Raw genomic sequence first — 24194 nt, forward strand, 5'->3', positions numbered from 1 at the left:
TGCCACGGCACCGGCGGCCCCCGCCCCGTACGGCGGGTCTGGCGGGTCGTCACCCGGCACCGGTGCCGGAGGTCCGAGGGCCCGTCGACACCAGGTGTTTCAGGGCGACATTGGTTGCGCCTTTGACGATGCCGGGATTCGTGCGTGTTCCCTTGACCACCCCCGCGCCCCCTCCTATCGTCACGCTGCACCTATGACGTAGGACGTCGTATCTCCCCCCACCCTCGCTGCTGGAGGAACCGTGCGCGACGCGACCCCCGCACCGGCGCTGCACCGCCGGTCGTTCCTGAAGCACTCCGGCGCGCTGGGCGCGGCCGCCGCCATCACCTCCGCCCTCTCCGCCTGTTCGGCCGGGCCGGAGTCCACGAACGAGACGGGCGACGAGGGCGAGGGCGCCGACCGGACACTCACCGCGGTGATCGGCTACGGCAACGACCAGAGCTGGGATCCCCTGATGACGGCCTCGGCGTTCTCGATGGCCGCCAACCACCACGTGTACGAGGGGCTGCTGGACACCGACCCGATCAGCCGTGAGCCGTATCCGGCCCTGGCGACCGGTATCCCGGCGGATCTCGGGGCGACCACCTGGAGGTTCACGCTGCGGGAGGGCGCGACCTGGCACGACGGGCGGCCCGTCACCGCCGACGACGTCGTCTTCACCTACGGGCGCGTCCTGGATCCGGGGACGACGACGCTCGCCAAGAACTTCTTCGCGTCCTGGCTGAAGGAGGTGAAGAGGATCGACGGGAAAACGGTCGAACTCGTTCTCCGGTTCCCCTTCCCCGACGGGGTCCAGCGGCTCACCCTCGCGAAGATCATGCCGAAGCACGTGTTCTCGAAAGCGGGCGCGCTCGACGAGGCGACGACGGGAAAGGCCGTCGGTTCGGGCCCGTACCGGCAGAGCGCCCACCATCCGAAGTCCAACACCACCTTCGAGGCGTTCGCCGACTACAACGGGCCGCGAAAGGCCACGTTCAAGAAGATGAACTGGCTGACCATCGTGGACGCCGCGCCGCGTGTCGCGAAGATCTCCGGTTCGAGCGCGGGCGCGCAGATCTCCGACAACATTCCGTACGCAAATATCTCCCAGTTGGAAAAGGGCGGCCTCAAGGTCGAGGGCGGGGCGGGAATGAACCACCTCTTCATGCTCTTCAACACCGCCCACAAGCCGTTCGACGACGTACGGGTACGGCAGGCGCTGCATTACGCGATCGACAGGGAGAAAATGATCCGGGCCGCGCTGCGCGGTCACGGAACACCGGCCTCGTCGTATCTCAACGAGGGAAACCCGACGTACCGGAAGGCCGGGACCGTCTACGGATACGACCCCGACAAGGCCAAGGCACTCCTGAAGGAGGCCGGGGTCGGCGGGCTGACGGTCAGCCTGATGGCGGTCAACGTGAGCTGGATCGTGGACTGCCTGCCGACGATCAAGGCCTCCTGGGACGCCATCGGAGTCAGGACGACCCTGGAACCCCAGGAGACCGCCGCGCTCTTCACGAAACTCGACCAGAAGAAGGACTTCCAGGTCGTCGCGGCCGCCTCCAATCCGAACCAGTTCGGCCTCGACGCCGACCTGATCATGCATTACAACTACGGGCCCGGGAACACCTGGATGCGGTATGCCCGCTGGGAGGAGAGCTCCGGGGCCAAGGACCTTTTCAAGCGGATGGACGCGGCCACGCGGGAGCCGGATTCCGAGAAGAAGAAAGCGATGACTCAGGACTACATCGACGTCGTCGCCGAGAACGCCGTCATCTATCCGGTCGTGCACAACGAGCTGATCACCGCGTGGGACCCCCGGGATCTCACGGGCGTACGGGCTCAGCCCTATCCGGGGATAAACGTGCTCCAGGCGAAGTGGATCTGACGGTTGCACCGGAAGCGCGGGGCCGGTGGTGACCGGTCGCGCGGTTCCCCGCGCCTTCGAAGGACCGGTCGTGGACCGGACCGACCGGCCGGGAGCGGCCCGTACCAACGAGGGGACACCAGCCAGTGGTCGCGGTCGTCAGGATTCTGATTCGGCGCGTTCTCCTGCTCGTTCCGTTGATGCTCGGGATCATTCTGTTCGTGTTCGTCGTGATGCGGTTCTCGGACAGCGATCCGGCGTCCGCGTACTTCCAGGGCGCGAACCCGACCGAGCAGCAGCTGCACGACTTCCGGGAGCGCAACGGACTGCTCGATCCCTTCCCGGTGCGGTACTTCGACTTCGTCGGGGACCTGCTCCGCGGTGACATGGGCGTCAGCGCGCTGACACGGTCCCCGGTGGTCGACCAGGTGACCACGGCCCTGCCGCTCACCATGCAGCTGACCTTCCTGGGCCTGGGCATCGCGGTGGTGCTGGCACTGGTCGGCGGGGTCACCGCCGCGATCCACCGGGACCGCCTCCCCGACCAGCTCATCCGGGTCGTCTCGCTGACCGGTGTCGCGGCGCCGGGCTTCTGGCTGGCGCTGCTGATGATCCAGTACCTCGCCGTGGACCTGGGGTGGTTCCCGACCAGCGGATACGTCAACCCTGCCGACTCGTTCACCGGCTGGCTGAAGACCATGACGCTGCCCGCGCTGGCGCTGGCACTGCCGGTCGCCGCCCAGCTCACCCGGATCGTCCGCACCGCCGTGGTCGAGGAGTTGGACAGGGACTACGTACGGACGGCGATCGGCAGCGGCCTGCCCCCGGTGGTCGTCGTCGGGCGGAACGTCCTGCGCAACGCCCTGATGAACCCGCTGACCGTACTGGGGCTGCGCGTCGGCTATCTGCTCGGCGGCGCGGTCGTCATCGAGACGATCTTCAACCTGCCGGGGATGGGGAAACTCATGATCGACGCCGTGAAGAACGGTGACCCCGCCGTTGTGCAGGGCGGCGTCCTCACCATCGCCTTCGGGTTCGTCGTCGTGAACCTGGCCATCGACATCCTCTACCTGCTGGTCAACCCGCGTCTGAGGAGTGCCGAGGCATGATGCTGATGTACCGGAAGCGGCTCACCGACGCGCTTTCCCTGCCCGGCATCCGCCTCAGGGGCTTCACGCGGCTTCCGCTGATCTCGCGGATCGCCGTCGTCGTCATCGGGATCGTCGTCCTCACGGCCCTGCTGGCGCCCCTCGTCGCCCCGCACGACCCGCTCGAACAGTTCCCGCTGGTCGGCGACGGCCGCGGAGAGGGCGCGCCGTCGGGCCGTCACTGGATGGGCCAGGACAGCCTGGGCCGCGACATCCTCAGCCGGCTGATGTACGGGGCCCGCTGGTCCCTGGCCATCGGCCTCGGCGCGACCGCGCTCGCACTGGTCGTGGGCGCCGTCGTCGGCGCGGTGGCGGCGACCTCGCGCAAGGCGGTCGACGAGACGCTGATGCGCTGCCTCGACATCGTCATGGCCTTCCCCGGCATCGCGCTCGCGGCCGTCTTCGTCGCGGTGTTCGGCGGGGGCATCCCGATCCTCATCGGCGCGATCGCGTTCCTCTACATGCCGCCCATGGCGCGGGTCGTACGGGCCAACGTGATGGCCCAGTACGGCGAGGACTACGTGACCGCCGAGCGGGTCATGGGGGCGCGTACCCCGCACATCGTGCTGAAGCACGTGGCCGTCAACTGTGCCGCCCCGGTCCTGGTGTTCTGCACGGTGCAGGTCGCCGAGGCGATCGTCTTCGAGGCGTCGCTGTCCTTCATCGGCGCGGGCGTGCGGCCCCCGGACCCGTCCTGGGGCAGTGTCATCGCCGACGGCAAGAACATGGTGCTCACCGGCGGCTGGTGGGCGACCGTGTTCCCTGGCCTGCTGATGCTGGTCACCGTGCTGGCCCTGAACATCCTCTCCGAGGGCGTCTCGGACGCGTGGGCGGCGCCCGCGGCACGGGACGTGAGGGGGCGCGAGGAGGACCGTCTGGAGGCGCCCGAGCCGGGCAGCGGGGAGGTCCTGGAACTGCCGGGCCTCGCGGAGGCGGCCCGGCGGCTGCGCGCCCGGGCCCGCCCCCTCGGCGAGGGCCGGCCGGTGTTGAGCGTGGAGAACCTGGCCATCGGCTTCGACGGCCGCCACGGGGGCGTGGACATCGTGGACGGCATCAGCTTCGACGTACGGCCCGGTGAAGTCCTGGGCCTGGTGGGCGAGTCGGGCTGCGGCAAGTCGCTGACCGCCCTCGCGGTGATGGGCCTGGAGCCGAAGGGCGCCCGGGTGCGCGGCCATGTCCGCTTCGACCAGCGGCAGTTGGTGGGCGAGCCGATGAGCGTGCGCCGTCGGCTCCTCGGCCACGAGATGGCGATGGTCTATCAGGACGCCCTCTCCTCCCTCAACCCGGCGATGACCGTCCGCGCCCAGCTCAAGCAGGTGGTCCGCAGGGGCGGCACCCGCGGCGGCGCCGAACTCCTCGAACTGGTCGGCCTGGACCCGGAGCGCACCCTGCGCAGCTATCCGCACGAGCTGTCCGGCGGCCAGCGCCAGCGCGTACTGATCGCGATGGCGCTCTCCCGAAGCCCCCGGCTGATCGTCGCAGACGAGCCGACGACCGCTCTCGACGTCACCGTGCAGGCGCAGATCATGGCGCTGCTGCTGCGGCTGCGCGCCGAGTTGGACTTCGCGCTCGTCCTCGTCTCGCACGACCTGGCGCTCGTCGCGGACGTCACCGACCGGGTCGTGGTGATGTACGGCGGCCAGATCGTGGAGTCGGGCGTCACGGCGGACCTGGTGGAGTCGCCGTCCCACCACTACACGCGCGGACTCCTCGGCAGCGTCCTGTCGTTGGAGTCGGCGGCCGAGCGGATGACACAGATCAAGGGGGTCGTGCCCTCCCCCGCCGACTTCCCGGCGGGCTGCCGGTTCGCCGGCCGCTGCCCGATGGCGACGGACGTCTGCCGCGAGACGGCTCCGCGGCTGGTGGGTCCGCCCCGCCGCCACGAGGTCGCCTGCCACCACCCGGCGATCGAGCCGGCTCCGGCCCCGGCCGGGCCGACGGAAGCGAGGCCGTGAAGTGAGCCGACCAGCCAGTCCCCTCGTGGAGTTGTCCGGCGCGCACGTCGTCCACAAGGCGCGCAGCGGCGGCCTGTTCGCCCGGGACCGCGTGTACGCCCTCAGCGGCGCCGACCTCACCGTCGCGCCCGGAGAGACGGTGGGTGTCGTCGGTGAGTCGGGCTGCGGCAAGTCGACCCTCGCCAAGGTCCTGGTGGGCGTGCAGCGGCCGACGTCGGGGACGGTGTCGCTCCGGGGCCGTGACCTGTGGACGATGGCTCCGGCCGAGCGCCGGACAGCGGTGGGCGCGGGCATCGGCATGATCTTCCAGGACCCGTCCACGGCCCTGAACCGCCGGCTGACGGTCCGGCAGATCCTGCGCGACCCCCTCGACGTGCACAGGCGGGGCACGGGACCGCAACGGAACGAGCGGGTACGGGAGTTGATGTCCCTGGTCGGGCTGCCCGGAGCGCTGGCGGACGGTCTCCCCGGGCAGTTGTCCGGCGGGCAGCGGCAGCGGGTCGCCATCGCGCGGGCACTGGCCCTCGACCCGGCCCTGGTGGTCGCCGACGAACCGACGAGCGCGCTGGACGTGTCGGTCCGGGCCCAGATCCTCAACCTCCTGCTGGACCTGAGGGAGCGGCTGGGTCTGGCCCTGGTGTTCGTCTCCCACGACATCCAGACCGTGCGCAGGATGAGCGACCGTGTCGTCACGATGTACCTCGGCCGGATCGTCGAGGAGTCCCCGGCCGACGCGGTGACGGACCGGTCCCGGCACCCGTACACGCGCGCCCTCTTCTCGGCGACCCCCGGACTGCTGGACCCCGTCGACCCGATCCCCCTGGTGGGCCCCGTGCCGTCGGCGACCCGTCCGCCGAGCGGCTGCCCCTTCCGGACCCGGTGCTGGAAGGCCGACCAGGCGTGCGCGGACACCATGCCGGACTTCCGGACCTCCGGAGCGTCGGGGGCCGGACACCGCTTCAGGTGCCACCATCCTGTGGAGGACGGCCGGCCGACACGTGACCTCGTCGCACAGGCCGTCGCCGCCGTACCGGAAGCCACCGCCATGGCCGACGTCCCCAGGGAGCCCAGATGACCCTTCCCGCCCCGCTGACCGGTGTCGTCCCGCCCGTCTGCACGCCCCTGACACCGGACGGCGAGGTGGACGCCCCCTCGCTGACCAGGCTGGTCGACCACCTGGTGGAGGGCGGGGTGGACGGCCTGTTCGTCCTCGGATCGTCCTCGGAGGCCGCCTTCTTGACGGACCGTCAACGGAGGCTGGTCGTCGAGACGGTGACCGGCCACGTCTCGGGCGGGCTGCCCGTCCTCGCCGGCGCCATCGACATGACGACCCCCCGCGTGCTCGACCACGTCCGGTCCGTCACGGAGGCGGGCGCCGACGCCGTGGTCGTCACGGCGCCCTTCTACACGCGCACGCATCCGGCGGAGACCGCCCGCCACTACCGCCTCGTCGCGTCCCGCTCGCCGGTGCCGGTCCTCGCGTACGACATCCCGGTCGCCGTCCACACCAAGCTGGGCGCGGACCTGGTGCTGGAGCTCGCCGCGGAGGGCGTGCTGGCGGGGCTGAAGGACTCCAGCGGGGACCAGGGCGCCTTCCGGGACGTCGTGACCGGCGCCCGGGCGCACCCCGCCGTGACCGGCTTCAGTGTGCTGACCGGTTCCGAGCTGGTCGTCGACACCGCCTATGCCATGGGGGCGGACGGGGCCGTGCCCGGGCTCGCGAACGTGGACCCCCACGGGTACGTGCGCCTGACCCGCCTGTGCCGCGCGGGCGACTGGGAGCGGGCGCGGGCCGAACAGGAGCGCCTGTGCACCCTGTTCGGGATGGTGCGGGCAGGGGACGCGGGCCGGATGGGGGCGGGTTCGTCGGCGCTCGGGGCCTTCAAGGCGGCACTGCATCTGCGGGGTGTCATCGCGTGCCCGGCCACGGCCGAGCCGCAGATCCCGCTGTCGGCGGAGGAGACCGCCGTGGTGGGGAAGTTCCTGGCGGGGGCGGGACTGCTGTAGGAGTCGTCACGCCCCCGCCGCCCTCGGCCTGCCCGGCGCGGGGTCCGGCGAAGGGGTGCCGGACGGATGCCTGAGGGGAGGGCTCAGACCGCTCCGGGTGTCACGAGTCCCGATTCGTAGGCCACGATCACCAGTTGCGCCCGGTCGCGTGCGCCCAGCTTCCCCATGATCCGGCTGACGTGGGTCTTCGCGGTGAGCGGGCTGAGCCCCAACGTCTCGGCGATCTCGGTGTTGTTGAGCCCGCGCGCGACCAGCGTGAGCACCTGCCGCTCCCGCTCGGACAGCCCGTCCGGCCCGCCCACCGCGGACGTCACGGTGTCGGGCGTGCGCAGGAAGCGGGCGATGAGGCGCGAGGTGGGACCGGGCGAGAGCAGGGACTCCCCCGCCGCCACGGTCCGGATGGCGTCGAGGAGTTCGGCCGGCCGGATGTCCTTCACGAGGAAGCCGGACGCCCCGGCCCGCAGCGCCTCGACGATGTGCTCGTCGGTGTCGTACGTCGTCAGGACGAGCACTTTCACACCGGCGAGGTCCTCCTCGGCGGCGATGAGCCGGGTCGCCTCGATCCCGTCCAGGTCGGGCATGCGGACGTCCATCACGACGAGGTCGGCCCGCGCGGAACGGGCGAGCTCCACCGCCTCCCGCCCGGTGCCCGCCTCGGCGACGACCTCCATGTCCCCGGCCGAGGAGACGAGCATCGCGAACGAGGCCCGTACGAGGGTCTGGTCGTCGGCGAGCAGGACGCGGATCGTCATCGGTGCTCCTCCCGGGGCAGCGGCAGCGCGGCGGTCACCTCGAAGCCCCCGGCGGGGCCCGGTCCGGCGTCCAGTGTGCCGCCCACGCTACGGGCCCGCTCGCGCATCCCGACGAGCCCGAACCCCGAAGAGCCGTCGACGGCCCCCGGCCCGCACCCCGCCCCGTCGTCCGTGACGCTCACCCGCAGGGTTCGCTCCGCCGTCCGCAGACCCACCCGGACGGTGAGGTCGTCGCGGCCGCCGTGCCGTACGGCGTTGGTGAGCGCCTCCTGCACGATCCGGTAGGCGGCGGCGCCCACGGAGGGCGGTACGCCGTCCGCGTGGACGGACAGTTCGACCTCGGCCCCGGCGGCCCTGGCCGTCTGCACGAGACCGGCCAGCCCGTCGAGCCCGGGCAGCGGCCCACGCCCGTCCGCGAACCCGGAGCCGGAGCCGGAGCCGAAACCGGAGCCGGAGCCATTCATGGGCTCCCCGCCGACGCTCACGCTCACCTCGTTCGCCCGCAGCACCTCCAGCGTCGTACGCAACTCCCCGCGGGCCGTCCGGCAGGTCCCCGCGATGTCGTCCAGGGCCTGGGCGACGGCCTTCCGGTCCAGCCGGTCCGGGTCGGCGGTGAGGACGTGGGCCGCCACGGACGTCTGCACGCCGATGAGCGTGATGCTGTGCGCGAGCAGGTCGTGCAGGTCGCGTGCGATCCGCAGCCGCTCCTCCGCGACGCGGCGCCGCGCCTCCTCCTCGCGGGTGCGTTCGGCGCGTTCGGCCCGTTCGACGATGGAGGCGACGTACTGACGGTAGAAACGGGCGTCGACGCCGAAGAACAGCACCGCGATGATCCAGCCGGAGATCCGCAGGAGCTCCAGTGCCCCGTCCGGGTTGGTGAAGCTGTTGACGATCAGCGTCGGGCCGAGGACGACGACAGCGATGAGCAGCGTGCGGCGTACCGTGCCGGTCGCCGCGACCGTGTAGAGCGCCAGGAGGGTCGCGGGGATCGGTACGGCGTGGTTGTAGTCGAGGGCGTGGTACGGGGTGGCGCAGGCCGCCACCCCGAGCAGCACGAGCAGCGGACGGCTGCGCCGCCACACGAGCGGCACATGGGCGCCGGCCAGCAGGGCCCAGCCGGGCGGGCCGAGCGGGCGTCCGTCATCGACGAACAGCGCGAGGGTGACGGCGAGCGCGGCGAGACCGACGGCGATGAACGCGTCGTTGCGGGTGCGGTGCGGTGCGGTGAGCGGGTCGCGGTTGACGGCCGCCATGACGCGCTCGATCCGCCGGAACCGCGTGCCGCCGCCGGCCGTCACCGCCCTGTCCCGCATCGCCGCCCCCGCCCTGTCGCGTACGGCCGTCACCGGCCGGTCGCCCCCGTCCGCGGCCGTACCGTCGCGTACGGCTGTGGTCGCTCCCCGTTCCAGCACGGTTCCATCTTCCGGTACGGGGGCGCCTCTCCGGCAGGAGAGGCGCCCGGTCGAATCCGTCGGTCGGGTCAGGGCGCTCCGACCCTCTCCGGCCGCCGTGGCGGTTCGGCCGGCGCCGGTTCACGGGAGAGGCTTCCCGGCCACCACACCTTCCGGCGCAGGGCGACACTGGCGCTGGTCACCAGGTACGTCCGTACGAGGAAGGTGTCGAGGAGGACGCCGACGGCGATCACGAAGCCGAGTTCGACGAGTGGCACGAGGCCCATGTTCGTCAGCACGGCGAAGGTCGCGGCGAGGACGAGGCCGGCCGAGGCGATGACGCCGCCGGTGGTCCGCAGGGCGGTCAGCGCGGCGGCCGCCGGTTCGGCCCCGGCCAGGGACTCCTCGCGCATCCGGTGCATGAGGAAGATGCCGTAGTCGACGCCGAGGGCCACGAGGAACACGAAGGACAGCAGGCCGAGCCCCGGATCGGTTCCCTCGAAGCCGAGGACCGGCCCGAAGACCAGACCGCCGATGCCGAGGGCCGCGCCCCAGACCGCGACCACGGCGGCCACCAGGATGAGCGGCGCGACGAGGCTGCGCAGCAGTCCGGCCAGGATGAGCAGCACGGAGACGAGGACGAGCGGTACGACGATCTTCGTGTCCCGCCGGTTGGTGTCCTCCAGGTCGATCTGCTGGGCGCTGGCCCCGCCGACGTACGAGCCCTTCAGTTCTCCGCGCAGGGACTTGATGGTGGCGGTCTCCCCCGCCGACTGGGGCGCGTCCTTCGCGATGACGGAGATCTCGGTCCAGCCGTCCCCGGTACGGCCCCTCTCGGCGCTCTCGACCCCGCGCGTGTCCCGGATCGCCGCGAGCGTCCGGTCGGCGCGGCCCTCCGGGGTGATCACGTCGATGGGCTGGGTGCCGCGTCCGGGGTAGGCCCCGGCGAGGGTCTCCATGGCGGCGACGGCCTCCGGCTTGTCGACGAAGGAGTCCTCCTGCTTGACCGGGCCGGGCAGGTTGAGCGTGCCGAGGGCGAGGGCGCCGAGCAGGACGGCTCCGGTCGCGAGCACGGTCAGCGGCCTGCGTCCGGCGGAGCTGCCCATGGCGGCGAAGAGGCTCCGCCGCCGTTCCTTGGGCTCGCTGCCGAAGGCGGGCACGAGCGGCCAGAACACGCGCCGTCCCAGCAGGACGAGGAGCGCGGGAAGCAGTGTCAGCATCGCGACGAGGGCGCAGAGCACCCCGACCGTGCCGAGCGGGCCCATGCCCCGGCTGCTGTTGAGGTCGGCCGCGAGCAGGCACAGCAGGCCGGCGGCGACGGTGCCGGAGGAGGCGAGCACGGCCGGCCCGCAGCCTCGCAGGGCGGCGGCCATGGCCTCGTACGGGCGCTCGATGCGCCGCAGTTCCTCCCGGTAGCGCGAGACCAGCAGCAGCGCGTAGTCGGTGCCCGCGCCGAACACGAGGATCGTCATCACGCCCGAGCTCTGGCCCGAGACGGTGGTCCCGAAGGCCTGGTTGAGGCCGTAGGCGACGCCCATCGACAGATAGTCGGCGATCCCGGCGACGGCGAGCGGCACGAGCCACAGCACCGGGCTGCGGTAGATCAGGATCAGCAGGAGGGCGACGACGGCGACGGTGGTGTAGAGGAGCGGTCCGCCGAGTGAGTCGTAGACCTTCCCCGCGTCGGTGGCCAGTGCCCCTGTGCCGCCCACCTCCACGCTCAGCCCGTCCTGGCTCCGGGCGATGTCCCGTACGTCGCCGACGAGGGCGTCCCGCAGCTTCTCGTCGGTCCCGGGCTCGTTGCTGACGACCGGGTACATCAGGGTCGTGCCGTCGTCGGAGGGGATGCCCTCGGGGGCGCCGCCGACCAGCTCGTGCTTCCCGGCGATCTCCTCGACCTGCCGGGCGGCGGTCTCCCGGTCGGCGGCGCCCAGTCCCTTGTCCCGGTGGTACACGATCACCATCTCGGTGCTCTCGCCCCCGGGCAACTCCGCCTGGACCTTCGCCACTTGGGTCGAGTCGGCGCTGGCCGGCAGATAGTCGGTGACCCGGTCGTGCTGTACGTCGGCGAGTTTCGCCGCGAACGGTCCGACCAGGGCGAGCACGGCCACCCACAGCCCGAGCACCGCCCACGGAACGGCCCGCCTGCGCCCCGCCCTCGTCGCGCTTGTCTGTCCGGCCCCCATTGCCCGATCTCCCTCCCGATGACGACTGCTTCGCTCTCCAGACTTCCGGTGGAGGGCACGGCTTACGTCAGGCAGGAGAGCGAGGTACGACGTACTGCCAGGGGCGACAGCGCGGACGAATTACTCCCCCGGGAGTAACCACCGCGCCCCGTAAGGGGCGCGGGGAACTGCGCGCCCAGCCACAGCGGACCCGCAGCAGGAAACACTCCCCGCCTGAAGGGGCAGGCCCAGGGCGGGCAGGACCGCACCGCCGCCCCCAAAGGGGCGCGGGGAACTGCGCGCCCAGCCACAACCAACCCGCAGCAGGAATCAAGCCCCCGGGAGGGCAGAGCCGCACAGGGTCAGAAGAACGGCCGCCCCCGACCGGCAGGTCGGACGGCCGCCCGGCACAGCCGCCCGGCACCCACCCGGTTCACGACGGCGTCCGCGCCGCCGTGAGCAACCGGGTCACATCATCCGCACAGATCGTCAGCGCAGCGCCCACCGTAGCCAGCGCCTCGCGCTCGGCCGGTGTGTACGGGCCGTCGGCCAGGGCGATGCGGGCGCCCTGCAGAAGGATGGCCTCGCGGCCGGTGGGGGCGAGGTGCGGGGCCAGCGGGTCCAGCGCCTCGTGAAGCTCTATGGCCAGCCCCGGCCCACAGGGTTCGCCGAAGAGGCGGCCGGTGTCGGCGGCGAGGGCCTCGACGAGGGCGGCGAGCTGTTCCTCGGTGCAGTCGTCGAAGCCCGCCGAGCGGACGGCGCTCGCGGCGGTCTCCAGCGACGTACGGGCGCAGGTGCCCCCGGCGGCGAGGACGGCGAGGGCGACGGTGTGGACGGCGTCGCGCAGCATCGCCGAGAAGCGGGTCGTGGTCGGATGGTCGAGGACGTCCGCGCTGTAGTGGTTGCCGCAGGCCGCGCACTCGACGACGGGGCCCGTCTCGCCGCGCGGGAGGACCGGGACGCCGAGGCAGGTGAAGCGGCGGCGGCCGGTGAGGCGCTGGTAGTTGCGGTCTCCTCCGCAGCCCGGGCAGAAGAACTCGCCGTCGCCGACGGTGGTCCACGCCGTCCTGGTTCCGAGGATGCGAGAAACGCCCATGGTGCCGGCGCGGACAAACCGGCCGTTTCGTCCCCATCCTGGCAGCACGTTCGCACCTCCGTAATGCCGCGGCAACATCGCCGCGTTGGCGTGATGTTAGCCACATTGTTGATGCGGAGTCAGTACCCAGGGCGAGGCCGCTCGGCGACATGGCTGGATAAACGCCGCGGTCCCGCCCGCCTGTGAGGCGGACGGGACCGGAGAAACGCAGGTGAACGGCCTTATCGTGTCGCGCGGTTGACGGCGGAGACGACGGCCTTCAGTGAGGCGCGTGTCGTATTCGCGTCGATGCCGATTCCCCACAGCACCTTGTCGTCGATCGCGACCTCGATGTACGAGGCGGCCACCGCGGAGGCGCCCTCGCTCATCGTGTGCTCCTGGTAGTCCAGCAGCCGGGCGTCGACGCCGATGCCCTGCAGGGCGTGGAAGAAGGCGGAGATCGGGCCGTTGCCGGTACCCACCAGAGTGGTCTCGGTTCCGTCGACCTCGGCCTCGACGGTGAGCGTGTCCACACCGTCCTTGTCCGTCATGGACTGGCCGTTGCGGACCTGGACACGGCCCCACGGGTTGCCGGGGTTGGGCAGGTACTCGTCCTGGAAGGCCGCCCAGATGTCCTTCCCGGTGACCTCGCCGCCCTCGGCGTCGGTCTTGGCCTGGATGATCTTCGAGAACTCGATCTGCATCCGGCGCGGCAGGTCGAGGCTGTGGTCGTTCTTCAGGACGTACGCGATACCGCCCTTGCCGGACTGCGAGTTGACCCGGATGACGGCCTCGTACGAGCGGCCGACGTCCTTGGGGTCGATCGGCAGGTACGGGACGGCCCACTCGATGTCGTCGACCGTGACGCCCTTGGTGGCCGCGTCGGCCTCCATGGCGTCGAAGCCCTTCTTGATGGCGTCCTGGTGGGAGCCGGAGAAGGAGGTGTAGACGAGGTCGCCGACGTACGGGTGGCGTGCGTGGACCTCCATCTGGTTGCAGTACTCGGCGGTGCGCCGGACGTCGTCGATGTTCGAGAAGTCGATCTGCGGGTCGACGCCCTGCGAGAACAGGTTCATTCCCAGGGTGACCAGGTCGACGTTGCCGGTGCGCTCGCCCTGGCCGAACAGGCAGCCCTCGATGCGGTCGGCGCCGGCCATCAGTGCCAGCTCGGCGGCCGCGACGGCCGTCCCGCGGTCGTTGTGCGGGTGGACGGACAGGCAGACGTACTCGCGGCGGGACAGGTTGCGGGACATCCACTCGAAGCGGTCCGCGTGCGTGGAGGGGGTCGAACGCTCCACGGTGGCGGGCAGGTTGAGGATGATCTCGCGGTCCGGGCCGGGCTGCCAGACGTCCATGACGGCCTCGCAGACCTCCAGGGCGAAGTCCAGCTCGGTGTCGGTGAAGATCTCGGGGCTGTACTGGTAGCCGAAGACCGTCTCGGGGCCCAGCAGCTTCTCGGCGTACTCCATCACCAGGCGCGTGCCGTCGACGGCGATCTGCTTGATGTCGTCCTTGGAGCCGCGGAAGACGACCCGGCGGAAGACCGGCGCGGTGGCGTTGTAGAGGTGGACGGTGGCGCGCTTGGCGCCCTTCAGCGACTCGACGGTCCGCTCGATCAGGTCCTCGCGGGCCTGGGTCAGTACGGAGATCGTGACGTCGTCCGGGATCGCGCCCTCTTCCTCGACGATCGAGCGCACGAAGTCGAAGTCGGTCTGGCCGGAGGCCGGGAAGCCGACCTCGATCTCCTTGTAGCCCATCTTGACCAGCAGGTCGAACATCTCACGCTTGCGCGCGGGCGACATGGGGTCGATCAGGGCCTGGTTGCCGTCACGCAGGTCGGTGGAGAGCCAGCGGGGGGCGACGGTGATCCGGTTGTCCGGCCACGTACGGTCGGCGATGTCGACCTGGTCGTACGGGCGGTACTTGTGGATCGGCATGGAGGTGGACTGCTGGCGGTTCGCCATGATGCGAGGGGCTCCTCTTGGTCCGCTTGATCCTCGGAGAGACTCCGAGGGACGGCCGACGGCGCAACGCCGAACTCCGCGGGGAGGGGGTCGGCCTCGACTACAGGCCCTCGCCGCGGCAGCTAAGGAGAAGCAGCCCGATACGCATGATGCACGGCAGCCTATCCGAGGCACGCCCTGTGCGAGGGGTCGTATCAGTATGCGGGACGCCGGGGACCTGCGGAACAAAAGGTGCAGAACGTCACACGCGCGCCCATTACGGCTCCCCGTGCAGGTGTGGAAACTCTTGCGATCAGCCACGACCGGTCGCCCGTCCGTAACACAGCGTACACCCCGCAGCCCTTCTTATCCCTGCATTTCACCAATCATGGTTGCCTCTGGTGACAGTCGGGTCACGCAGTGCAATGGTGCCGGACATGACGACAAACGGGGGCTTCGAGCCCGTCTTCTGCACGATCGTCCCACCACACGTCCTCGACACCCTGGCCCAGGCCGAGGACTCCGCCCTCGCGGGCAAGGCGCGCCGCACCCTGGAGCGCGACGCCCTCGAGCGCACCCACCGCCGGCTGACCACGGTCATCGGCGCACCCGGCCTGGCGCCGCCGAAGGGCGCGGCCGCGGACAGGCCGAACCGCACGATCCACGACGCCAGGCACAAGCAGGACCTGCCGGGCAGGAAGGTGCGCGGCGAGGGTGACAAGCCCGGCAAGGACGCCACGGTCAACCGCGCGTACGCGGGCCTGGGCGCGACGTTCGACCTGTTCCTGAACGCGTACCAGCGGAACTCGATCAACGGCGAAGGGCTGCCGCTGAACGCGACGGTGCACTTCGAAGAGGACTACAACAACGCCTTCTGGAACGGCGAGCAGATGGTCTTCGGCGACGGTGACGGCGAGATCTTCCTCGACTTCACGATCCCGGTCGACGTCATCGGCCACGAACTCGCGCACGGTGTCACGCAGTACACCGCGAACCTCACGTACTTCGGCCAGTCCGGCGCACTCAACGAGCACTTCTCCGACGTCTTCGGCGCGCTCATCAAGCAGTACACGCTCGGCCAGACCGCCGCCGAGGCCGACTGGCTGATCGGCGCCGGCCTGCTCGCCCCGCGCGTCACGGGCACGGCCCTGCGCTCCATGAAGGCTCCCGGCACGGCGTACGACGACGACGTGCTCGGCAAGGACCCGCAGCCCGCCACGATGGACACCTATGTCCGCACCAGTCGTGACAACGGCGGCGTCCACATCAACTCCGGCATCCCCAACCACGCCTTCTACCTGGCCGCGAACGCGCTCGGCGGGCACGCCTGGGAGCGGGCCGGGCAGGTCTGGTACGACGTGCTGACCGGCGGCGAGCTGGGCTCGCAGGCGGGCTTCACCGACTTCGCGACGCTGACCGTGGCGAAGGCCCGCGCCTCCTACGGCGAGGGTGACGAGCTGCAGGCCGTGACGAAGGCGTGGGAACAGGTCGGGGTACGGACCCTGTGATCGTGGCCCGGCCCGCCGTTTCGTACTAGACAGGACCCCATGCGTATTCAGGTGAGGCGCACGGGTGGATTCGCGGGCATCGAGCGGCACGCCGAGGTGGACACCTCGGGGCGCGCCGACGCCCAGGAGTGGCACGCCCTGGCCGAGCGGGTGATCGCCTCCGGCCGGGGCACGCCCCCCGTCGGCGTCCCGGACGGCTTCGGCTACCGGATCACGGTGGACGGGAAGACGGTGTACTGCGCGGATCCGCGCCTGACGGAGGAGCAGCGCACGCTGATCTCCCGAGTGCTGAAGGAGGGTTGCTGAGACGCGGCCGCGCCCCGCGCACCACAGGCCCCACCAGCCAGTTCACCCCACCCCGTTGACTTCCGTTACCGGCGGTACAGATGATCGCGCGCATGGCGACGAACGCGACGGACCCGATACCCCAGTTCCCGGCCGGCTTCCTCTGGGGGGTCTCCACCTCGGCCCACCAGATCGAGGGCGCGGCCGACCTGCGCGAACCCTCCGTGTGGGACACCTTCACGGCCGAGCCGGGCCGGGTGAAGGACGGCTCGACGGCGGCGGTGGCCTGCGACCACTACCACCGCTATCCCGAGGACGTGGCGCTGCTGCGCGACCTCGGCGTCGACGCGTACCGCTTCTCGGTGTCCTGGCCGAGGGTGAACTCCCCCGGCGGCCTGGACTTCTACGACCGGCTGGTCGACGAGCTGTGCGCGGCGGGCATACGCCCCGTGCCGACCCTCTTCCACTGGGATCTGCCCGTGTCGCTGGACTGGCTGGAGCGGGACACGGCCGGGCGGTTCGCCGAGTACGCCTCCCAAGTGGCGGCCCGGCTCGGGGACCGGATCACCAAGTGGATCACCCTCAACGAGCCCGCCGAGCACACCCTGCTGGGCCACGCGCTCGGCGCCCACGCGCCGGGCAGGCAGCTCCTGTTCGACTCGCTCCCGGCGGCCCACCACCAGCTGCTGGGCCACGGGCTGGCCGTACAGGCCCTGCGCGCCGCCGGAGCCTTCGACATCGGCATCGCCAACTCGCACGGCCCGACCTGGCCCGCATCCCAGGAGCCGGCGGACCTGGAGGCGGCCGGCTTCTACGACCTGCTCCTCAACCGGCTGTTCGCGGACCCGGTGCTGCTCGGGCAGTACCCGGAAGGCGTCGCCGAGTTGATGCCCGGCGACCCCGAGGACGTCGCCTCGGACCTGAAGATCATCGGGGAGCCGGTCGACTGGTACGGGATCAACTACTACGCGCCGACGCGGGTGGGCGCGCCGCAGGGCTCGGAGATCGAGTTCGGCGGACTGACGATGCCCGCCGAACTCCCCTTCTCCGTAAGGGAGATCGAGGGCTATCCGGTGACGGACTTCGGCTGGCCGGTGGTCCCGGAGGCCCTCACGGAACTGCTGGTGGACTTCCGCGGGCGGTACGGCGACCGGCTCCCGCCCGTCGTCATCACGGAGAACGGATGCTCGTACGAGGGCCTCGACGACCAGGACCGGATCACGTACCTGGACGGTCATCTGCGGGCGCTGCACCGCGCGTCGGAGCAGGGCGTGGACGTCCGCGGATACTTCGTGTGGTCGCTCCTCGACAACTTCGAGTGGGCCGAGGGGTACGCGCGGCGCTTCGGTCTGGTGCACGTCGACTTCGAGACGCTGGAGCGGACCCCCAAGGCGTCGTACGGCTGGCTGCGGGACGTGCTCCGAGCCCAGCGGTGACACATCCCGGCGCTGTTCCCCGCGCCCTCTCGGGGGCGCGGGGAACAGCGCGACAGGCCACGAAAGGCCGTCAGAAGCCGAGCTTGCGCAACTGGCGCGGATCCCGCTGCCAGTCCTTCGCCACCTTCACATGGAGGTCCAGGAAGACCGGGGTCCCCAGCAGCGCCTCGATCTGCTTGCGCGACTTGATCCCGACCTCCTTCAACCGCTTGCCCTTGGGCCCGATGACGATGCCCTTCTGGCTGGGCCGCTCGATGTAGACGAAGGCGTGGATGTCGAGGAGCGGCTTGTCCGCGGGCCGGTCCTCGCGCGGCAGCATCTCCTCCACGACGACGGCGATGGAGTGCGGCAGCTCGTCCCGCACCCCCTCCAGCGCCGCCTCGCGGATCAGCTCGGCGACCATGACCTGCTCGGGCTCGTCCGTGAGGTCACCCTCGGGATAGAGCGCCGGCCCCTCGGGGATCAGCGGCACCAGCAGGTCCGCGAGCAGGTCCACCTGCTTGTCCCCGACGGCGGACACGGGCACGATCTCGGCCCACTCGAACCCGAGCTCCTTGCCGAGCTGGTCGATGGCGATGAGCTGCTCGGCGAGCGCCTTGCTGTCCACGAGGTCGGTCTTCGTGACGATCGCGATCTTCGGCGTCCTCTTGATGGACGCCAGCTCCTTCGCGATGAAGCGGTCACCGGGACCGAGCTTCTCGTTCGCCGGCAGGCAGAAGCCGATCACGTCGACCTCGGCCCACGTGGCGCGCACGACGTCGTTGAGCCGCTCGCCCAGCAGCGTGCGCGGCTTGTGCAGCCCGGGGGTGTCCACCAGGATCAGCTGCGCGTCGGGCCGGTGCACGATGCCGCGTACCGTGTGCCGCGTGGTCTGCGGCTGGTTCGCGGTGATCGCCACCTTCTGGCCGACCAGAGCATTCGTGAGGGTGGACTTGCCCGCGTTGGGGCGGCCCACGAAGCAGGCGAAGCCGGCGCGGTGGGGTGCCCCCGAGGATTCCGGCGGCTCGGATGACTGGGTACGAACGCTCATGGCGCCCATTGTCCCTGATCGTCGGGCCCCTGCCGTACCAGGATTCCGGCGCCCGCCACCGATCCGCCCCCGGTGAGCTTCCGGAAACCCCCGCGCAACACGAAACGTCACGGAAACACAGCTGTACGCGACCGGAAACGCGTACCGGTGACGCTCTCCCGAGCCCCCCACCCCGTTGGAGAGACCGTGACTCTGACCGCCGCATCCATAGACACCGGCGACACCGCCTGGCTGCTCGCCGCCACCGCGCTCGTCCTTCTGATGACTCCGGGCCTCGCCCTGTTCTACGGCGGCATGGTCCGCACGAAGAGCGTCCTCAACATGCTGATGATGAGTTTCGTGTCGATCGCCCTGGTCACCGTCGTGTGGCTGGCCGCCGGCTACTCGCTCGCGTTCGGCGACGACGCCGGCGGCGGACTCATCGGCGGGCTGAAGCACGCGGGCATGGCGGGCCTCGGGCCGGACAGCGTGCAGGGCACGATCCCGACCCTGCTCTTCGCCACCTTCCAGCTCACCTTCGCGATCATCACGGCGGCCCTGATCAGCGGGGCGGTCGCGGACCGCGCGAAGTTCGGCGCCTGGCTGGTCTTCGTCCCGCTGTGGGCCCTGCTCGTATACGTTCCCGTCGCCCACTGGGTATGGGGCCCGGGCGGCTGGATCCTGGAGGATCTGGGCGCCCTGGACTTCGCGGGCGGCCTGCCGGTCGAGATCACCTCGGGGGCGTCCGGGCTCGCGCTGTGCCTGGTCCTGGGCCCGCGGCTCGGTTTCCGGAAGGACGCGATGCGCCCGCACAACCTGCCGATGGTGATGCTGGGCGCGGGTCTGCTGTGGTTCGGCTGGTTCGGCTTCAACGCGGGCTCGGCGCTCGGCGCGAACGGTCTCGCGGCCGCCGTCTTCCTCAACACCCTCGCCGCGGGGTGCACCGGCCTCCTCGGCTGGCTCTTCGTGGAGCAGCGGCGCGACGGCCACCCCACCACGCTGGGCGCGGCGTCCGGAGTGGTCGCGGGCCTGGTCGCCATCACCCCTTCCTGCGGGTCGGTCTCCCTCCCGGGCGCGCTGGTCGTCGGACTCGCCGCCGGTGTCGTCTGCTCGTACGCCGTGGGCTGGAAGTTCCGGCTGAACTACGACGACTCGCTGGACGTCGTCGGCGTCCACCTGGTCGGCGGTGTCATCGGCACCGTCCTCATCGGTGTCTTCGCCACCGGGACCATGACCGGCGGGGCGGAGGGCCTCCTGTACGGCGGCGGCTTCGGTCAGCTCGGCAGGCAGCTGGTCGCGGTCGTGGCCGTCGGTCTGTACGCCTACACCGTCACGTACGGGATCGCCCGGGTGATCGACAAGGTCATGGGATTCCGGGCGGACGAGGAGCAGGAGCAGACCGGCCTGGACCTTACGGTGCACGCCGAGACCGCTTACGATCACGGGGTCCTGGGCCACGGCGCCCCGGTCTCCGCCTCTTCTTCCGTTTCTTCCGTCGTCCCCACCGCACAGAAGGTCAAGCCCCAGGAATGAAGCTCATCACCGCGGTCATCAAGCCGCAACGCCTCGACGAGGTCAAGACCGCCCTGCAGGAGATCGGCGTGCACGGCCTGACCGTCACGGAGGCCAGCGGGTACGGGCGCCAGCGCGGCCACACGGAGGTGTACCGCGGTGCCGAGTACCGCGTCGACCTCGTCCCGAAGGTCCGTATCGAGGTGGTCGTCGAGGACGCGGACGCCGAACCCGTCATCGAGGCGATCGTGAAGGCCGCGCAGACGGGGAAGATCGGCGACGGAAAGGTGTGGGCCGTGCCGGTGGAGACGGTGGTTCGGGTACGGACGGACGAGCGCGGCCCCGACGCCCTCTGACGCGGGTCACGACCACCGCGGCCGCGATCCCCGCTCCCAGCACCACCGCCATGAGCCACGGCAGCGCGAAGAACGAGGTGCTCGACGACTCGCGGGTGTCGCGTGCGCTGACCGTCAACGTCACGTCGCCCCAGTCGAGTTGGGGGGCGCCGTGCCAGGGCTCGGTGAGCCGTACCGTCTGCCCGGGGAGCAGCTCCGAGGGGACCTTGGCCAGGTCGCGGGAGAGCAGCTCACGGCCGAAGAGACCTTCGGCCCTCAGCCGCACCTTGGGGTCGAGGGTGACGTTGCCGGTGTTGCGGAGGGTGTACGAGACGGTGGCCGTGCTGTCGCCGATGCCGGGGACCAGGGGCTGGTGGTGGCTGATGCGGACCTTCTCCACGGCGACGGCGGGTACGGTCGGCCCGCCCACCCGCAGGTAGATCCGGGCGCCGACGGCCCGCTGCACACCGACCTCGACCGCGCCCTCTCCCGGGTCGATCCGCTCGTCCAGGGCGACCAGGGCACCGGGGTGATCGCCCGGTTCGGCCGTCTCGGGCACGCGGATCGTGAACGGCACGGTGACCTTGCCGTGCGCGGGCACCTCGACCCGGTCCTTGGCGGGCTTCGCCCAGGAGCCCACGCCCCGCTGCTTCTCCTTCGAGGTGCGGACGGCGAACCCGCCGTCCCGCGCGGTGTTGTAGGCGTCGGCGGCGTAGAGGCGGAACGTCAGCGGCCGGCCGGTCTTGTTGGCGACGGTGACCTTGTCCCGGAGGGTCGCGCCCGGGTCGGCGGAGAGATGGAAGTAGGGCCGCGAGGCGAGTTCCGAGGACACGGGGAAGACGGACCAGCTGCCGTTGTCGGCGGCGTGCGCGGGTGCCCCGGCCAGGGCGAGGAACAGCAGCAGGAGGAAGAGGAACGGCTTGCGCATGGGTGCGGACCCCCGATGGCGAGTCGGACGGACAAGGTGGGCGGGCGGGTGCGCGCCCTGCCCACCGGGGAAAGGGCCTGCTGACGGTGGATCAGGTGAGCGTGAGTGTCAGCACGCCGGAGTAGGAACCGGGCGGGGTGAACGCCGGGACGTTCAGCGAGAGCCGGGCGTCGACGGTGAACTCGCCACCGGTGAGCGTCCCGTTGGGAGCGGATGCCAGAGTCGCTCCCGCGCTGCCGACCGCACCGGGCGAGCCGGGCTGGCAGGTGCTCGGGCTGCCGGCCTTGGTGCCGCAGACCGGGGTCCAGCCGAGCTTGCCCGCGTCGATCTTCGCGCCGCCGGGACCGGTGAAGTCGGTGACCTTGCCGGTCAGGGACCAACCCGCGGGTCCGCCGCGGAAGTCCTTGACGGTCACCGTCTGCAGGGATCCGCGGGAGAACCCGCCCTTGCCGTAGTCGACCGCCGCGAGTTCGACGGTGTCACCGGCCTGGGTCATGGACAACGTCCCTGCTTTGACCGAGGAGTTGAGCTTCTGGCTGCCCTCGGGGAGAGGCGTGTCGTCGATGACGACATAGGCGGCGGGACCCGCCCCCTTGTCGTCGCTCCAGGCACTCCCCTCGTACGCCACGACTCCGGTGGTCGCCTTGTCGCTGACGGCCAGGGTGCCGCTGAAGGCGCCCTGGGCGTTCGCGGTGGCGGTGGCCTTGTCCGCCGTCTGCGCGGCCCCGGCCCGTCCCGCGAGGGTGACGGTGGCGCCGGGTGCGAAGTTCGTTCCGGTGACGGTCACGCTGTCACCGGGCTTGCCGGAGGCCGAACCGAGGCTGATGGCACGGTTGTTGGTCTGTCCGCCGTCCGTCGCGGTGATCGTCTCGGAGACCGGGGCGGGCGGGCTGGTGACCGTGCACGGGGTGTCCAGCTCCAGGAGGTAGCTGGTGTGGATGTTGTAGTCGCCGGGCGAGAGGGTGATCGCGCCGGGTGCGGTGACCGTGAAGGTGCCGGTCATCGAGAACGAGGGGAAGGCGCCCTTCCCCGGTACCGGGTCGTTCTTCTTCGGGCCCGTGACCGTGACGGCACCGGTCTGCGCGCCACCGAGGGTGACCTTGCCGGTGGGCGTCATGATGTCGGCGGGCAGGGCGATGTCGACCGGGTTGCTCGCCGCCGGCTTGACCACCGTGTACGTGACGGTGACGGTGTCGCCGACCTTGGGCGCGGCGTTGTCCACCGTGATCCTGGCCGTGGTGGTGCCGTCGATCGGGGGGATGCCCGCGATGGGCGGCGGTACGCAGTGCGTGGCGAAGTCGACCTGCTGGGGTTCCGCGCTCGCGGGGCAGGCCAGTGCGCCTCCCGCGGTGACCGCCAGTGCGGTCGCTCCGAGAAGTGCCGCCCAGCGATGGCGTCTTCGGGTTCCTGAACCCATGTGTGCCCCTCCTGAGGATGTGGGCGCAGCGGCTCTTCCGCGTTCTTCTGCGCCGACAGGAGGTCATTGATGTGCGGGTTGTGTGAAATGTCAATGGAACCATTACGCGCCAACTGATGGCCCATCAGTTTCTGTCAACTTCCCCTCCCTGTAGGGAAGTTACGGAAGACGACAGCACACGGACCGGCGCCGCCGCGCGCGGGCGGCACCGGTCCGTGCCTGGCTCTGTTCGTGGGGGGGGGAACTACGTCACTGCGCTCACTCGAACACGAACGGGCCCGGGGACTGCGGCCCCTCCGCCGTACAGGTCACGGTGATGAACCCGAAGATCACCATCTTCAGGGAACCGCCGAAGGCGTCAAGGCTGTCGCCGGCTGCGACAGTGCCGCTCAGCGGGCCGACCGAGACACCGTCACCCGCGGCCATCGCCGGGTTCTTGGTGCCCGTGAAGGCTGTCGTGCCACCGCTCGCCTTGGTCAGCGTGAGCGTGGACACGATCGAGTCCTGGGCGAGGGCGAGCGGGGAGGTGATCTCGGAGGAGCTGAGGGTGATGGTGGCCTGGGTGCCGTTCTGGGTGGCCGTGAGGGTGGCTTCACCGCCGCCGTAGGTGCCGCAGTCGGCGATGATGGTGGCGGACTGGGGGACGACGGCTGCGGCGCCCGGCGCGAGCGCCAGGCCTGCGGCGAGGGTGCCTGCGGCTAACGCCGCGCCGATTCCGAGTCGGTTACATCTCATGGGGGTTCCCTTCCCTTGTACGGGAATTGCCAGGTGGGGACAGCCGACGAGCACGCCTGCCGGCGCTGGTGCGGGATTTCTTGACGCACGGACGACTCGCCACGAGCGGTGTGCGGCACGCTGTGGCTCACGAATCTGACGGTCCGTCGGAAGAGCTGTCGTCCATTGAGACGCGAGCGGCCCGGGATTGCAAGAGAAGCGGTAGTGATTCTTCCGGTGGGTCGCGCCGAGACCGGCGCCGACGGCTCGCGTTCCCGCCCCCGCCGCCCCTGCCCTGCCCCTCGTTCCCGTGCCGTGCGGGTCCTCTCGGAATCCGCCCGCGCCCCCGCTCCTCGAGGCGCCGGCGGGTCCGGGACCGCCAGGGCCTCAGCCCGCGGTCAGCCGCTCGCGCACTTCCCCGTCCACTCCAGCGACCAGCACGGGCGTTCCCGCCCCGCCGAGGTCCCGCACGGCCGCGAGGTCACCGTCCCCCAGGGACTCCCCCTCGCTCACCACCGCCGCGGCCTCCAGCGACTTCGCCCCGGACGCCACGGCCATGGCCACCGCGGTCCGCAGCGCGCTGAGCCGCAGCGACGGCAGGTCGACGGTGCCCGCCACGTACGTACGGCCGTTGTCGTCGCGTACGGCCGCGCCCTCGGGCACTCCGTTGCGGGCCCGGGCGGCACGGGCCAGGGTGACGATCTTGCGGTCCTCGGGATCGAGCGCGGTGCTGTCGGTCATGCCCAGAGCATACGAAGCCGCACC

General features: G+C 71.0%; 19 protein-coding genes and 1 pseudogene. 10 read left to right on the plus strand and 10 right to left on the minus strand.

Annotation, left to right across the window (positions count from 1 at the left end; genetic code table 11):
• Positions 1-241: 241 nt before the first annotated feature.
• The 5 genes from KUF83_RS11215 to KUF83_RS11235 all read left to right on the plus strand — a co-directional run bounded on the left by KUF83_RS11215 (position 242) and on the right by KUF83_RS11235 (position 6959).
• On the plus strand, positions 242-1870 hold the full coding sequence (locus KUF83_RS11215) for an ABC transporter substrate-binding protein (protein ID WP_217454469.1): 1629 nt from the start codon (positions 242-244) through the stop codon (positions 1868-1870).
• Between the two features lie 125 nt (positions 1871-1995).
• Positions 1996-2958, plus strand: a complete 963-nt coding sequence (locus KUF83_RS11220; protein ID WP_217454470.1) for an ABC transporter permease — start codon at positions 1996-1998, stop codon at positions 2956-2958.
• Positions 2958-4952 (plus strand): dipeptide/oligopeptide/nickel ABC transporter permease/ATP-binding protein, encoded by a 1995-nt coding sequence (locus tag KUF83_RS11225; protein WP_374106047.1) that lies wholly within the window; start codon positions 2958-2960, stop codon positions 4950-4952. Before KUF83_RS11220 ends, KUF83_RS11225 begins: the two co-directional genes overlap by 1 nt.
• Position 4953: 1 nt before the next feature.
• Positions 4954-6027, plus strand: a complete 1074-nt coding sequence (locus KUF83_RS11230; protein ID WP_308402971.1) for an ABC transporter ATP-binding protein — start codon at positions 4954-4956, stop codon at positions 6025-6027.
• Entirely contained in the window at positions 6024-6959 is a 936-nt protein-coding gene (locus KUF83_RS11235; RefSeq protein WP_217454472.1) for a dihydrodipicolinate synthase family protein, read from the plus strand. Before KUF83_RS11230 ends, KUF83_RS11235 begins: the two co-directional genes overlap by 4 nt.
• 83 nt (positions 6960-7042) lie before the next feature.
• On the opposite strand, the gene KUF83_RS11240 is transcribed toward KUF83_RS11235, so the two are convergent.
• The 5 genes from KUF83_RS11240 to leuA form a co-directional block, all read right to left on the minus strand.
• The gene (locus KUF83_RS11240; RefSeq protein ID WP_217454473.1) at positions 7043-7711 is read right to left on the minus strand and encodes a response regulator transcription factor; all 669 of its coding nucleotides are present in this window, start codon (positions 7709-7711) and stop codon (positions 7043-7045) included.
• Complete coding sequence (locus tag KUF83_RS11245) at positions 7708-9024, minus strand: sensor histidine kinase (RefSeq protein ID WP_217454515.1); 1317 nt, start codon at positions 9022-9024, stop codon at positions 7708-7710. Before KUF83_RS11245 ends, KUF83_RS11240 begins: the two co-directional genes overlap by 4 nt.
• A gap of 167 nt (positions 9025-9191) precedes the next feature.
• Entirely contained in the window at positions 9192-11288 is a 2097-nt protein-coding gene (locus tag KUF83_RS11250) for an MMPL family transporter (RefSeq protein ID WP_217454474.1), read from the minus strand.
• 412 nt (positions 11289-11700) lie between these two features.
• On the minus strand, positions 11701-12411 hold the full coding sequence (locus KUF83_RS11255; protein WP_217454475.1) for a TerB family tellurite resistance protein: 711 nt from the start codon (positions 12409-12411) through the stop codon (positions 11701-11703).
• 173 nt (positions 12412-12584) lie between these two features.
• Positions 12585-14306 (minus strand): 2-isopropylmalate synthase, encoded by a 1722-nt coding sequence (gene leuA, locus KUF83_RS11260; RefSeq protein ID WP_217454476.1) that lies wholly within the window; start codon positions 14304-14306, stop codon positions 12585-12587.
• A 416-nt stretch (positions 14307-14722) separates the two neighbouring features.
• Here leuA and KUF83_RS11265 point away from each other — a divergent pair, with 416 nt between their 5' ends.
• The 3 genes from KUF83_RS11265 (at position 14723) to KUF83_RS11275 (ending at position 17514) form a co-directional block, all read left to right on the plus strand.
• Positions 14723-15793 (plus strand): M4 family metallopeptidase, encoded by a 1071-nt coding sequence (locus KUF83_RS11265; RefSeq protein WP_217454477.1) that lies wholly within the window; start codon positions 14723-14725, stop codon positions 15791-15793.
• Between the two features lie 39 nt (positions 15794-15832).
• Entirely contained in the window at positions 15833-16099 is a 267-nt protein-coding gene (locus tag KUF83_RS11270) for a protealysin inhibitor emfourin (protein ID WP_217454478.1), read from the plus strand.
• A gap of 80 nt (positions 16100-16179) precedes the next feature.
• Positions 16180-17514 carry a GH1 family beta-glucosidase gene (locus KUF83_RS11275; RefSeq protein WP_217454479.1) on the plus strand — a complete coding sequence of 445 codons (1335 nt, stop codon included), beginning with the start codon at positions 16180-16182 and terminating at the stop codon, positions 17512-17514.
• 70 nt (positions 17515-17584) lie between these two features.
• On the opposite strand, the gene era is transcribed toward KUF83_RS11275, so the two are convergent.
• A complete protein-coding gene (gene era / locus KUF83_RS11280; protein WP_217454480.1) occupies positions 17585-18553 on the minus strand; it encodes a GTPase Era in 969 nt (322 codons plus the stop codon).
• A gap of 177 nt (positions 18554-18730) precedes the next feature.
• On the opposite strand from era, the gene KUF83_RS11285 reads away from it, so the two are divergent.
• Positions 18731-20056: an ammonium transporter gene (locus tag KUF83_RS11285; protein ID WP_217454481.1), complete on the plus strand. Its 1326-nt coding sequence runs from the start codon at positions 18731-18733 to the stop codon at positions 20054-20056.
• Positions 20053-20391: a P-II family nitrogen regulator gene (locus KUF83_RS11290; protein ID WP_217454482.1), complete on the plus strand. Its 339-nt coding sequence runs from the start codon at positions 20053-20055 to the stop codon at positions 20389-20391. The genes KUF83_RS11285 and KUF83_RS11290 overlap by 4 nt, the downstream gene beginning before the upstream one ends.
• Here the strand turns inward: KUF83_RS11290 and KUF83_RS11295 are convergent.
• The 4 genes and pseudogenes from KUF83_RS11295 to KUF83_RS11310 all read right to left on the minus strand — a co-directional run.
• Positions 20288-21298, minus strand: a pseudogene (locus KUF83_RS11295) (WxL protein peptidoglycan domain-containing protein); the annotation flags it as partial. The gene KUF83_RS11290 and the pseudogene KUF83_RS11295 sit on opposite strands and share 104 nt — an antisense overlap.
• A 91-nt stretch (positions 21299-21389) precedes the next feature.
• The gene (locus KUF83_RS11300) at positions 21390-22715 is read right to left on the minus strand and encodes a beta-xylosidase (protein ID WP_217454483.1); all 1326 of its coding nucleotides are present in this window, start codon (positions 22713-22715) and stop codon (positions 21390-21392) included.
• Between the two features lie 258 nt (positions 22716-22973).
• Positions 22974-23450 (minus strand): hypothetical protein, encoded by a 477-nt coding sequence (locus KUF83_RS11305; RefSeq protein ID WP_217454484.1) that lies wholly within the window; start codon positions 23448-23450, stop codon positions 22974-22976.
• Positions 23451-23816: 366 nt separating this feature from the next.
• On the minus strand, positions 23817-24170 hold the full coding sequence (locus KUF83_RS11310; RefSeq protein WP_217454485.1) for a cytidine deaminase: 354 nt from the start codon (positions 24168-24170) through the stop codon (positions 23817-23819).
• Positions 24171-24194: the final 24 nt, after the last annotated feature.

Origin of the sequence: Streptomyces sp. BV286 (genome assembly GCF_019090165.1) — a bacterium.
In the GTDB taxonomy this organism is placed as follows: Bacteria; Actinomycetota; Actinomycetes; order Streptomycetales; family Streptomycetaceae; genus Streptomyces.